This window comes from Halodesulfurarchaeum sp. (assembly GCF_036626455.1).
Taxonomy (GTDB): Archaea; Halobacteriota; Halobacteria; order Halobacteriales; family Halobacteriaceae; genus Halodesulfurarchaeum.
This window is the reverse complement of sequence record NZ_JAZKRK010000015.1, coordinates 36,552-48,991: the sequence shown is the minus strand read 5'-3', so window position 1 is coordinate 48,991 and position 12,440 is coordinate 36,552. Positions and strand designations below refer to the sequence as shown.

Sequence of the window (12,440 nt, the reverse complement as noted above, 5' to 3'; positions counted from 1 at the left end):
GGCCGAGACGCCCACAGAACAGGACGATTCAGTGGCCGAGACGCCCACAGAACAGGACGAAACAGCGCTCGATGAGCCCGCAGAACAGGACGACACAGCGGCCGAGCCGGAATCGGACTGGGCGGAGGCGATGGCTGATCTCGAATCCGAGGCTGGGACCCCTGAACCGGAATCGGAGTCGTTCGAAACGAGTGGTGAGGAGGCCCTCGACATCGACGTCGAGGGTGGGGAATCCTTCGGATTCGACGTTGGAGAGGAGGAGACCACGGAATTCGAGGAAGGGGACTACCAGACAGTGACCCCGCGTGTCACGGTTGGGATCGAAGGGTTGGATGAGATGATCCAAGAGGGGGTCCCGGAGCGGTCTTTACTCTCGGTGATCGGGGGTGCCGGGACCGGGAAAACGACCTTTGCGCTTCAGTTTCTGCAGGAGGCACTCGCGTCCGACGGTAAAGGGGTCTTCATTACGCTGGAGGAAAGTCGCGACCGGATTTACAAGAGCGCCCAACAGAAGGGCTGGGACTTCGAGGGTGCGGCAGCGGAGGGCTCACTCGCCGTCCTCGACCTCGATCCGGTTGATATGGCCAACAGTCTGACGAGCATTCGAAGCGAACTGCCCCGACTGGTCGAGAACTACGGGGCCGACCGCCTCGTTCTGGATTCGGTGTCGCTGTTGGAGATGATGTATGACGACCAGGCGACCCGGCGCACGGAGATTTACGATTTCGCAAGGGCGCTCAAAGCGGGCGGCGTGACGACACTTGTCACGAGCGAGGCCGCTGAAAACACGCCGTATGCCTCCCGGTTCGGCATTATCGAGTACCTCACGGATGCCGTGTTCGTTCTCCAATATGTGCGACCGGAAGATTTCCAGGAAACCCGGATGGCCGTCGAAATCCAAAAGATCCGGGACGCGAACCACTCTCGAGAGACCAAACCGTACGAGATTACGAACGAGGGGATCTCGGTCTACCGGGACGCCACGATCTTCTGAATTTGTTCACAGCGGCGTTCGTTCCACGACCTGCCCGTCGTAGGTCGGGTATTGTTCAACGATGGCGCCCTCTTCAAGATCCCCCTCCTCGACCATTTCTTCAAGCAACCACCAGGCGATTTCGACCCGCTCGTCGGTCACCTCGTAATATTCGTCGGGGACCCCAAGGTCCGTGAGACGGCTCGGTTCCACCTCGGTGACCCCATAGACTAGCGTCCCGTCATCAGTTTGCTCTTCGAAGGGCCGCTTGACGTTTGTCGCCGTTCGTTTGAGCCGGTTGCGGTGCTGGGCCGCGTCTTTGAACGTACTCGTACAGAAGTAGACGTTGGGGTGGGCGACCAGATCGGAGAGATCCGCTTCCTCTTTGCCATCGACGGCGCTCATGTGGTTCTCCCGTCTGTCGTAGCCGTGTTCGTCCATCCGCCGGTAGTTCCCCTGGCTCAATTCGAACTCGTTGACGTTGACGAAATCGGCGGCGCCCTCGTCGATGAATTCGAGGAATTCAGGTTCGGCCTCGATCCCCGGGATTTCGAAGGCCGGTGTCAGCCCTTCCTCGCGGGCTACAGACAAAATCTCCTCCCATTTGGTTCCATGAAGGTTGCCCCAGAGTCCGACTGGCGGGTGAAAGCGGATCTCGTCCAATCCGGCAGCCGCTAACTCCTGCATGGTGTCACGGTCGCCGGTGATCCCCGTGTAGAGGTGGATGTGGTGATCCGAGCCGAACTCCTCTTTGAGAAGTGAGATATAGTGGGTCGTCCGGTCCATCGATTCGAGGGGTTCACCCCCCGTAATCGAACTCCCCATTGCGTCCATTTTACGGGCCTCTTCGAGGACGTCCTCGTCAGTTTCGACCGGGCGTTCGTTCGCGAACACCTGATCGACGTTTTTCCGGTTTTTCCCGAGCGGGCAGTAAAAACAATCGCGCTGATCACAGTACCCGTGCACGAAGAGCACGAGTTTGCCGCCGATCGCACACTGTTCACAGCCCCGGGATAGCATGCGCCGTATTTCGGTACGATGCCCCAAAAGGGGCCCGGTAGCGTCTTCAGGCCGCCTGGAGGGGGTCAGCGGCCAGCTTCTGACTCCCGACCTACGGGCCGAAGATTCTTACCGGAACCCACCCGTATCTTCGCCCGATGTTGTTGGTCCTGTGTGTGGACCTCGATGACGACCTCGGTCGGAAGACCGGGATTCCGACACCGGTTGTCGGTCGCAACGAAATCGAGCACGCCGCCGTGTCACTGGCCGAAGCCGACCCCGAGGACAGTGACGTCAACGTGTTTTTCGAAGGTGTGCACCTCCACGACAGGTTCGCTGGGAAGGACGAGGCGGTCGAAGTCGCCGCCGTCACCGGCGAAGAGCGGGGTGACGTGGCCGCAAATCGTGCTGTCGGCCGGGAACTCGACCAGGTGTTGGCACAACTGCAGGCCGAGGAGGCGGTCCGTGTTATCGTGGTGACTGACGGAGCCCAGGATGAAAGCGTGATCCCGGTCATCCGGTCACGGGTGCAGATCGACTCCGTCCGCCGGGTCGTCGTCAGACAGGCACAGGACCTCGAATCGATGTACTACACGATCAAACAGGTGCTGGACGACCCGGAGACCCGGGGGACGATCCTCGTGCCATTGGGCGTTCTGCTGCTCATTTATCCACTCGCAATTCTGGCCGATATGGTGGGGCTGCCGGGGTCCGTCCTCGGGTTGGGGTCTGGTGCGCTGGGTCTGTATGCACTCGTCCGAGGGCTCGGATTGGAAAACGCGATCGACGACTGGGTGTCACGAGCCCGTCGGAGCCTCTACACAGGCCGCGTCACGCTCATCACGTATATCGTGGCCGCGGCGTTGCTCGTGGTGGGCGGGGTCGAAGGTGTGGAAACGCTGGATACCGTCCGCGTGGACGAAGCCATCGACGTCGGGACGATGCTGGCCGCCCTCTTTTATGGTGCGATCAGGTGGTTCGCCGCCGCCGCGTTCACCACCAGTTTGGGCCAGATCACCGACGAGTTCCTCGCTGGACGATTCCACTGGCGGTACCTCAATGCACCAGTCTACATTCTCGCGATCGGAGCCATTCTCCACACGATGAGCGCCTTCTTCCTCGGGACTGTGGATCTGGCCACGCTGGCGGCCGTGCTCACGGCGGGGACGCTCTTGAGTGTGTTGAGTACCCTTACAATTGCCGTCGTCGAGTCACACCGGACTCCGAAAACAGGTACCCAGGCCTGATTAGCGATCCCGATCGACCACGAACTCCGCTAGATCTTCGAGATACCCGATCGCCTCCTCGTCACCTGCGCTCACCCGATCAAGGGCCGCGAGGGCCGCATCTGCCTCCATGTGCGCTCGTTCTGTAAGGGTCTCTGGATCTTCGCCTGTCACGCGGACGATCGAAGGCCGGTCCATCGTATCGTCGTGTCCTGTCGGTTTCCCGAGGTCCGCGGAGTCAGCGACCGCATCGAGGACATCGTCTCGAATCTGAAACGCGATCCCGACACGCTCGGCGTATTCCCCGAACGCGTCGATTGTTGCCGCGTCGGTGTCGGCGGCGATAGCCCCGAGTTCGGCCGCGGTGCGGAACAGCGCCCCCGTTTTTCGACGTGCCAGGTCCATGTACTCGGCTTCGGAACTCGGTCGTTCGACCAGTTCGACGGCCTCACCCTCCCCGAGTTCGACCAGAGCCCGCGAGACCGATGCCAGGGCTCGTGCATCGGCGGAAAAAAGCTCAAACGCTTCGCCGAGGAGGCCGTCGCTCGTGATTAGGGCCGGGCCGTGACCGTACTCGGCCCAGGCGCTTTCGTTGCCGCGTCGGAGCTCTGACCGGTCGATGATATCATCGACCACCAGGGAGGCGTTGTGGACGAGTTCGACGCCGACGGCGAAGTCCAAGGCGGTTTCACCGTTTGCACCGAGTGAGGCCGATTCGCCCGAACCGTTCTTACACCACACGGTCCCACCCGCAGCTTCACAGGTCAAGAGGGTCAGTGTCGGCCGCACTCGTTTGCCGCCTGCGAGGACGACGTGTGCGAGCTCGTCCTCGAGTTCGTCCGGATCGACCGCCGAGACCACCTCCTCGAGCCGCGCTTCGATGACGTTCTGGCGTGCCTCGACGTACTCCATTGAAGCGTTCTTGGCACTGCCGCTTTAAACGAATTGCGAGGCCTCGGCACGTCGATTATTGGGTGTGCACCTGCTCGGTGAGTGCCGGGACAATCTCGAAAAGGTCCCCGACGATGGCTTGATCCGCGATGTCGAAAATGGGTGCATGGGGGTCAGTGTTGATTGCGACGATCGTGTCCGCGCCTTTAATCCCGGCTACGTGTTGGACGGCCCCTGAGATGCCGATCGCGAGGTAGACGTCCGGTGAGACTGTTTTCCCCGATTGGCCGACCTGTCGGCCAGTCTCAAACCAGCCCTTGTCGACCAGTGGGCGGGAGGCCGCGATCGTGGCGTCTCCGGCTTCGGCAAGGTCCTCGATGAGGGCGAGGTTCTCGACCTCGCCGATCCCCCGACCGACCCCGATCAGGAAGTCGGCGGCTGTAACATCCACTTCGGACGAACCGGCCTCTTCGTACCCTTCTACGTGCGATTTGATGCTTTCGTCGTCGGGCTCGAACTCGAAGAATCGGACCTCGGTTTCGGCGATGCCCTCGGCGGCCGGCCATTCACCCGGGCGGATTGTCACAGCCCGCGGGGTGTCCTCGACCGCCATCGAAGCGGTCACCTTTGACTCGTAGAACTCGCGGGTCGCGAGAAGCGTGTCGTCCTCGACTGAAAGTTCGAGTACGTCGGTTACCAGGGCCATCTCCCGGTCGATTGCAACTGCCGGGACGTAATCGAGTGCGTTGACCGTATGGGGCGTGAGCAACACTCCTGGTTCGAGGGTCTGACAGAGCGCATCGACTGTTTGGACGTACACGTCGTGGTTGAACTCCGCCCCGTTATCGACAGTATGGATCACGTCGACGCCCGCCCGATTGAGTCGGTCTACATAGCGGTCGACTGGGCCGCCGATGACGGCGACGTGCAACTCCTCGTCCATCGCGGCAGCGAGGTCTCGGCCGGCTGTGAGGAGTTCGAAACTCACGGGGCGGAGTTCGCCCCGACGATGTTCGACGACGGCGAGGACGTCGCTCATTCCTCGACCACCCCGTGCTCGACGAGCAAACCGGCGATCGCCTCGGCCTGATCGTCGGGTTCGCCCTCGACGTATTCAGTGTCACCTTTCGGTTCGGGTTCGGCCAGTTTGCCCCTGGTGAGCCCCGGTTTCAGGGACTCAGGTTCGATATCGAGATCGCCCGGGGTCCGAAGATCGATCTCCTGTGTTTGGGCCTGCTGCAGCCCCCGGAGGCTGGCGTATCGAGGATTGTTGATACCACTCTGAATCGTCAGCACGGCCGGGAGGTTGATTTGGGTCAGCTCCTCGATACCCCCTTCGAGTTCCCGGCGAACGCGGGCGGTGTTATTCGGCAGGTCCAACGTGAGGTCATTCACCACCGCGGCCCATTGGCTCTCGAGTACCCGGGCCAGAGCCACGCCTGTCGCGCCGTAACCATCGTCGGCTGCCTGGACACCCGAGAGCACGAGTGTGGGGTCTTCTTCCTCGACAACTGGGGCTATAAGCGCCGCCCTGGTCGTGACGTCTTCGAGTGGCCCGTCCGCAAGCGACTCGTCCCAGATTCTGACCGCCCGGTCGGCTCCTTTGGCGAGGGCCATGCGAATGGTGTCCTCTGACCGTTCCGGACCGATCGTGACGGTCACGACCTCGTCGGCGACTCCCTCCTCTCGTAGTGAGACGGCCTCTTCGAGGGCGTACTCGTCCCACTCGTTGAGATCGTACTCGAGGTATCGCTCGTCAACGGCCCCGTCTTCGATTTCGAAGTTGTCGGCGACGGCTGCCACCTCGGCAAAGGTGACCAGAATCTTCATTGGGGGCCAATTTGCCGTGCCGGCGCTTTACCCTTGTGATACGGTTACTCCTCGGTCTCGTCGGGCAACGAAATGAGGTTCTCGCGGCCGATACGGAGCTTTTCGATCCGCCCCTCCTCGGCCATGGCAGAGAGGAGTTGTGAGACCTTGGCATTGGACCAGCGGGTCTCCTCCACGATTTTGGCCTGCTTCATCCGACCGTCGTTCTGTTGCAGGAGGTCTTCCACTCGTTCCTCGTCGCTCAATAGTTCCGTGTCGACCGCCGGTGTCGGTTCGGCCGGTGGTTCTTCAGCCCCGGACTCGGGCGTGGCGGGTTCAGGCTCTGCCGCTCCCATTTCGGTCGTATCGTCCCCGGGTTCGGCCGCTTGTGCGGAAGCCTCGTCCCCAGACCGGCCGAAGAGGTCTCGGCGCCAGGCGAAGAGGAGTGCTGCACCGAGAATCGCGCCCCCAATGCCTGCGGCCATTGGTGACAGGAGCGCCTCGAGACCGGGGGGTGGTGGTTCAAAGGCCTCGAAAACGACAGTGGGTTCGTTCGCTTCGAACGTCTGGGGTCCCTCCCACTGCAAGCCACCGTTCACGATGTCTGTCGAAGGGTTGGCCCGCAAGTGGCGATACTCGGCCGGGGGTTCGAGTAGCAAGGTCTGGTTCGCTGCGAGGTCCCCGAACCAACCCCCGGCGAAGGCGGCGTCGACCGACACCTTGTCCTCGGTGACCACCGCAAAGTTCGTCCAGGTGAATGATAGTCTGAGTACCCCATAGCTCACGTTTTCACCGTCTCGAACTGTGCTGGAGCGGTTGATCCCGGTCAACTCCATATCCCGATTCGTTTCGGCCGCGACGGCATCGATTGCCGCTTCGAAGAGGGCGGGGTCGGGACTGGGATCGGCACCCGATTCATGATCGCTGCGAACCGTTTCGAAAGCCTGTTCGTCCGACTGGTTTTCGAGGACGTAGGTGGTGGAGACCGTCCAGACGGCGTCGCCGTTCTCCTGGATTTCCACCACAAATGTCGTCTCATCGTGTGTCGGGGTCGCAGCCGCCGGCGTGGCTGCAAGGGAGAGTACAAGGAGGGCTCCGACCAGCACAGGGACGGCCCATCGCATTGCCATAAGGTGGCCCGCCGACGGGCAAAGTCCTTTCTATTGGTACAAAAGCCGTTCCAGTCCCCAGGAGGGTTCGAAGCACCGTTGGTGATGGATCAAATCGCTGTGTGCTCCTCCGCATCGTTTTTGAGCAGGGGAATCGAATCATGGAACATGACCCGCCCGCTTCGGTCGGTCCTGCTTGCCCTCCTGGTCCTCGGGGTGGGGGCGAGCCTGGCCGTCGGAGCGGGTCCCGCTGGGGCCGCCACTTCGGGGCAGGTACACCCGTCGGTCGAAGACCCATCCGTGTTCCAGCCAGTCGAGGTCGGCCCAAACACCACGCGGAGCCTCACCCTCGACACCGTCGAGGAGAGCGCTATCACTGCTGGTTCGGTCTCAGTAACCGACGCAATGCAGGCCGAATCGGGTGCAGTCGAAGCGATACTCGATAGTCACGCGGTCCAGAATCGACTGGCGGCCAACGACCCTGATCGGGAGCGGGTGCTTCGGGAGGCACTCGACCGAAATGCGGACCGCGTCGAGGAACTCGCCCACCGGGAACAGGTCGCACGGGACCGGTACCGGACCAGCGAGATCGGACCTGAAACGTATCTCTCGACGGTCGGTCAAGTGAACCAGGAAGCCAACGCCCTCGAAAATACCCTGCGAACCTACGAGGCCCTCGCCGAGGACCACCCGGCCCTTCAGGATCGAGTGGCCGCCCAGCAGACTGACACCCTTCGATACACGGGGCCGGTGGCCGGCGAGATCGGGACTGCGGTAACCGGTGGGGACCCCACCGGCGATATCTTCGTCAGCGTCGGCGAAAACGGTGTGGCACTCTCGGCCATTCGGGACGGCACGTACAATCGAGAAGTCATGCGCACGGACGCCCGCGACGACGCAGTCGGTGGGGTTGATTTAGACGCAGCCCAGAGCCGCATCGCTGAGCTCTATCCGTGGGCGTGGGAAAATAAAGGCGACGTGAGCATCAATACTGTCGGGCAGGACGTCTTTCGTTTCCAACTTTCTCACGGACATGGCGTCCTGAACAGCCTGCTCGATACGTCCTCGGGGAACGTCTATCGCGAGGTGCAGGAAAAAAGCCTCTCCAGTTTGCCGGTTATGTCGGGCCCCTCGACGACGGTCAACAACTCGACGCTCCAGATGTCGGAGCCACGACCAGGTTCGCCGCTTCGAGTACAGGTCGTGAATCAGACTGGCGTCTCCGAACCGGCGACAATCCAGGTGGAGGGGTCCCCGATTGGGACCGCAGACGAGTCCCCAGTCTGGCTGCTCACTCCACCAACTTCGTTCAATGTGACTGCAGAAACGGGAACGGAAACCCTCGAACTGGGGGTCCAGCCTGAGTAGGCCCTGGGGTCCGCAGGGTGCCTGAGGTTTATCCCATAAGGACGGACCAAGCCACCCTGTGACCCGCGCCCTCTCACCCGTCTTTGGCACCTTGTTGCTCGCCTCGATAACCGTCGCGCTCGCCGCCATCCTCGTTACCACCGTCGGGACCGCCGCGCTGGGTGGTCCGGCGGGGGCGATGGCGGCGGACGATCCTGCGGCCTTCACTCGACTCTCGGCAGAGGCGACTGCCGATGGCGAAATCCGCATGACTCACGACGGTGGGGACGCGATCGACGTCCGGGATCTCAGCGTCACCATCTCGGTCGACGGGACGCCGCTTGCCGAACAGCCGCCGGTACCGTTTTTCTCCACAGTGGGGTTTGCGCCCGGGCCCACCGGACCGTTCAACTCGGCTGCGGACCCCGAATGGACCGTCGGCGAAACCGCGTCGGTCACGATTAGCGATTCGAACGTTCCGGTTCCGACGGCAGGGGACGAACTTACCGTCGAACTGTCCCAAAACGGACGGACGATCGGCCGAGTCGAGACGTCAGTCCTGGGGGACGACGCCGATGGAGACGATAGCGAGGTTTGACTTGTACTTCGAGCCGATGACCTCGTGTTGGGTCTCCTCGAACCCGGCGGCCTGGAACATCTCCTCGGCCTCAGCCTCATCGTAGAAGAGCATGATGGCATCGACGATCCGGCGACCGATCCAGGAGTCCGGGTAGTAGGGGCCGACAACGACTACGGGACCGCCCGGTTTGACCACGCGGCGCATTTCCGCGAGTCCCTGCTCTGGATTGGGCCAGTACTCGATCGACCCGGAGGACCAGGCGGCGTCGAAGGCGTCGGTCTTGATGGGAAGGTTTTCGGCGTCGCCCATCGAGAATCCGAGGAGTTCGCGCTCGTTCAACCGGTCGCGAGCCTTGGCCATCTGGTGGGGGCTCTGGTCGAGTCCGAGGATGTCCGACGTCCGGGTTTGAAGACCTTCGGTGCCGAATCCGGTCCCACACCCCACGTCAATCACGCTGTCGGACTCGTCGATACCGAGGAGTTCGAGGGCTTCTTCCCGCATCGGCTCAGTGAAGACGAAGGCGTTGACCTGGTCGTACACCTTCGAGAGGTATTTATAGAATACCCGTGCTCGTGATTTGTCCTCCAGGACGCCCATTACTCGCTTTTGGGAACTGTCTCCCTTTAGCGCTTGCTTTCCCGGCTATCGGGACAATTCGGGTCCATGGAGCGGGCAGTCGCACTATTTTCGCAAACCCCAAATATGGGGTCTTGGTATCACCAATTAGAAATTAGAATGCCGAGACCAGAGGTTCTCGAAGCCATCAAAGAGGCCGAAAGCGAGGCTGATTCCAGGGTCGAGGCGGCTCAAAACGAGGCCGAGGAGATCATCTCCGAGGCTGAATCCGAGGCCGAAGAGCTCGTTTCGACGGCCGAATCCGAGGCCCGGGCACACCGGGAGGAACGACTCGAATCGGCCCGCGAAGAAATCGAAGCCGAGCGCGAATCGATCATCGAGACGGGGCGCGAGGAACGCGATGAACTCGTCGAACGGGCGGAATCCCGCATTGACGAGGCAGTCGAACTCGCCCTCGAACGGTTCACGGAGGCGGTACATGCTCAGACCTGAGCGTATGAGCAAAGTCTCGGTGACGGGCTCGAACCGGGTCATCGAGCCCGTCATCGAAGCCATCCACGACCTCGAAGTCGTCCACCTCTCAGAATACGAGGGCCAGATCGAGGGGTTTGAAACGGGAACCCCCCTCACTGGGGCCGATGACGCGGCGGACAATCTCGTGACAGTTCGTTCACTGCAGTCGATGTTGGACGTGACAGAGCGGGACATCGAGGACCGCCGAATCCTCGACTGGGAGACGGTTCCGGAACGACTCGAAACGATCCGGGAGTCAGTGACCGAACTGGACGACGAGCGGGCCACGGTTCGAACGGACCTCTCGAATGTTGAGGACGATCTCGGCTCGCTGCAGCCGTTCATCGACCTGGGGATCGACCTTGATCTGCTCCGGGGATACGAAACTCTCTCGGTCATGGCCGGAACTGGTGACCAGGACGCGGTCGAAACCGCACTGGAGGAGGCCGACACCATCGAGGCCTTTGAGGTGTTTACCGGTGACGACGTGCTCGCGGTCTTTGCGCATCCGGATGACGTCTCACTCGAGGACGTCCTCGTGGGCGTAGATTTCACGCAATACGAAGTGCCGGATGGCGAGGGTGATCCTCTGGACGCTGCTGAAACTCTGCGGGAGAACCGAACGGAGTTGGAGGCGGAACTCGAGCGGATCGAGGAGGAACTGGCGGCGGCCCGCGAGGAACACGCCGAATTTCTGCTGGCGGTCGAGGAAGCGCTCTTCATCGACGTGCAAAAACGCGAAGCACCCCTTCGGTTTGCGACCTCGGACCACGCCTTTGTTGCCGAAGGTTGGATTCCCGAGCGGGAATATGACACGTTCGAACAGACGGTTACCGAGGCCGCTGACGGCCACGTCGCCGTCGATGAAATCGAAGTAGCCGCCCATCAGGACTATGCCCCCTCACACGAGGCTCATGAGCCAGACGAACCGGGACCGGAATCGACCGAAACCGAGGACGTGGCCGCAGATGGGGGGTCCGCTGAACTCGAATCGGGCGACTCGCCCCCGGTCCTGCTGGACAATCACCGCCTGGCCAAACCCTTCGAGGTACTCGTCAAAGCGATCAACCAGCCGACCTACTGGGAACTCGATCCAACCATCGCCATCCTGCTGACCTTCCCGCTCATGTTCGGATTCATGATCGGGGACGTGGGATACGGGATTTTGTACGCAACGATCGGCTATCTCATCGTCACCCGGGTCGAGAGTGACGGACTCAAGAGTCTGGGTGGGGTCGCGGTCTGGGCTGGGGCCTTTACGATTCTCTTTGGCATCCTCTATGGTGAAATATTCGGCCTGCACGGACTCGGTGACGTTCTCTGGGCTGGCCACCCGCCGCTCCACAAGGGACTCCAGCCGAACTTCCTCGCCTATGCCCAGGCGTGGCTGTTTCTGACGCTGTTCGTGGGACTTTTGCACCTGACAGCCGGCTACGTTTTCGGCTTCGTCAACTTGCTCTCCCACGGGATCAAAGACGCCTTCTTCGAGAAGGGGTCCTGGATCGTGCTGATGGGCGGGATCTGGCTGTGGATTTTCAGCACCCATGCGGCGGGTGCGAAACCCGATCTACTGTTCACGGTGTTCAACAGTGCTGAGGCCACGCTTCCGTCGGGAGCAGCCATCGCGAGCGACCAGGTGGCCTTTGCATTAGGATTCGGCGGCTTCCCTGCCACCGCTGGTCTGGTGGGCCTCGTGCTCGCTGCGACCGGACTTGGGCTATTGGTCCTCGGCGAAGGTGCCCTGGGCCTCCTCGAGAGTCTCAACGTCCTGGTGAACGTCCTCTCGTACACCCGGATTGCTGCGGTCCTGCTCGCCAAAGCGGGGATGGCTTTCGTCGTGAATCTGCTCTTCTTCGGCGCATATCAAGATCCCGAGGGATTGTTCCACTTTCTCGTGATCGGGGGCCACGCCCACGCACCGGAAGGGGCAACTGTCCTGTTCCAGGGGCTCATTAATATGGGCCCGATAGGCTGGCTCGGCGGAATTTTGGTCCTGGTCGTGGGCCATCTCCTTGTGCTCGCGCTTGGCATCACAAGTGCCGGACTGCAGGCCGTCCGTCTCGAGTATGTTGAATTCTTTGGGAAGTTTTATGAGGGCGGTGGAGCGAACTATCATCCGTTCGGATACACTCGTCATTACACCACCACGGACTGAGTAACCAATGCTAGACACACTTGCAAACGCCGTCGGATTGGTCGCACAGGAAGCAGCTATCCCCCCAACAGCCGGGGCCGCATTGGCTGTTGGACTCGCCGCGCTCGGCGCGGGGATTGCAGAGCGAAGTATCGGTGCAGCGGCAATGGGCGCGATCGCCGAGGACCAGGATCTGTTCGGGATCGGGTTGATTCTGACAGTGATTCCCGAAACGCTCGTGATCCTCGCGCTCGTAACGATCTTCGTCGTTTAAGGTCGCCAA

The 12,440-nt window shown here is 61.5% G+C and carries 13 protein-coding genes; 7 read left to right on the top strand and 6 right to left on the bottom strand.

Annotated features, from left to right (window positions below; all coding sequences use genetic code 11):
- Positions 1–994 (top strand): KaiC domain-containing protein (locus tag V5A26_RS06405; RefSeq protein ID WP_442908770.1); only part of this gene is annotated, 994 nt, incomplete at its 5' end.
- A 6-nt stretch (positions 995–1,000) separates the two neighbouring features.
- Here the strand turns inward: V5A26_RS06405 and V5A26_RS06400 are convergent.
- Complete coding sequence (locus V5A26_RS06400) at positions 1,001–1,993, bottom strand: radical SAM protein (RefSeq protein WP_332321101.1); 993 nt, start codon at positions 1,991–1,993, stop codon at positions 1,001–1,003.
- A 137-nt stretch (positions 1,994–2,130) separates the two neighbouring features.
- Here V5A26_RS06400 and V5A26_RS06395 point away from each other — a divergent pair, with 137 nt between their 5' ends.
- Positions 2,131–3,219: a DUF373 family protein gene (locus V5A26_RS06395; protein ID WP_332322277.1), complete on the top strand. Its 1,089-nt coding sequence runs from the start codon at positions 2,131–2,133 to the stop codon at positions 3,217–3,219.
- On the opposite strand, the gene V5A26_RS06390 is transcribed toward V5A26_RS06395, so the two are convergent.
- From V5A26_RS06390 to V5A26_RS06375, 4 genes are read right to left on the bottom strand one after another with little or no spacing between them, the layout of a single operon-like run.
- On the bottom strand, positions 3,220–4,110 hold the full coding sequence (locus tag V5A26_RS06390) for a polyprenyl synthetase family protein (RefSeq protein ID WP_332321099.1): 891 nt from the start codon (positions 4,108–4,110) through the stop codon (positions 3,220–3,222).
- A 55-nt stretch (positions 4,111–4,165) separates the two neighbouring features.
- Complete coding sequence (locus tag V5A26_RS06385) at positions 4,166–5,128, bottom strand: electron transfer flavoprotein subunit alpha/FixB family protein (RefSeq protein ID WP_332321098.1); 963 nt, start codon at positions 5,126–5,128, stop codon at positions 4,166–4,168.
- A complete protein-coding gene (locus tag V5A26_RS06380; protein ID WP_332321097.1) occupies positions 5,125–5,919 on the bottom strand; it encodes an electron transfer flavoprotein subunit beta/FixA family protein in 795 nt (264 codons plus the stop codon). Before V5A26_RS06380 ends, V5A26_RS06385 begins: the two co-directional genes overlap by 4 nt.
- Before the next feature lie 44 nt (positions 5,920–5,963).
- Positions 5,964–7,022 (bottom strand): helix-turn-helix transcriptional regulator, encoded by a 1,059-nt coding sequence (locus V5A26_RS06375; protein WP_332321096.1) that lies wholly within the window; start codon positions 7,020–7,022, stop codon positions 5,964–5,966.
- A 153-nt stretch (positions 7,023–7,175) separates the two neighbouring features.
- Here V5A26_RS06375 and V5A26_RS06370 point away from each other — a divergent pair, with 153 nt between their 5' ends.
- The gene (locus V5A26_RS06370) at positions 7,176–8,375 is read left to right on the top strand and encodes a DUF7094 domain-containing protein (RefSeq protein WP_332322276.1); all 1,200 of its coding nucleotides are present in this window, start codon (positions 7,176–7,178) and stop codon (positions 8,373–8,375) included.
- A gap of 58 nt (positions 8,376–8,433) precedes the next feature.
- Positions 8,434–8,952: a type IV pilin N-terminal domain-containing protein gene (locus V5A26_RS06365; protein WP_332321094.1), complete on the top strand. Its 519-nt coding sequence runs from the start codon at positions 8,434–8,436 to the stop codon at positions 8,950–8,952.
- Here V5A26_RS06365 and V5A26_RS06360 read toward each other — a convergent pair.
- Positions 8,908–9,531: a methyltransferase domain-containing protein gene (locus V5A26_RS06360; RefSeq protein WP_332321093.1), complete on the bottom strand. Its 624-nt coding sequence runs from the start codon at positions 9,529–9,531 to the stop codon at positions 8,908–8,910. The two genes, V5A26_RS06365 and V5A26_RS06360, sit on opposite strands and share 45 nt — an antisense overlap.
- 138 nt (positions 9,532–9,669) lie before the next feature.
- Between V5A26_RS06360 and ahaH the strand changes: the two genes are divergently transcribed.
- Genes ahaH through V5A26_RS06345 form a run of 3 tightly spaced genes read left to right on the top strand, consistent with a single transcriptional unit; the run spans position 9,670 to position 12,431 of the window.
- Positions 9,670–10,002, top strand: coding sequence for an ATP synthase archaeal subunit H (gene ahaH / locus V5A26_RS06355; protein WP_332321092.1), 333 nt, complete (start codon positions 9,670–9,672; stop codon positions 10,000–10,002).
- Entirely contained in the window at positions 9,989–12,178 is a 2,190-nt protein-coding gene (locus V5A26_RS06350) for a V-type ATP synthase subunit I (RefSeq protein ID WP_332321091.1), read from the top strand. The genes ahaH and V5A26_RS06350 overlap by 14 nt, the downstream gene beginning before the upstream one ends.
- Before the next feature lie 7 nt (positions 12,179–12,185).
- Entirely contained in the window at positions 12,186–12,431 is a 246-nt protein-coding gene (locus tag V5A26_RS06345) for a F0F1 ATP synthase subunit C (protein ID WP_332321090.1), read from the top strand.
- The last annotated feature ends 9 nt before the right edge of the window (positions 12,432–12,440 follow it).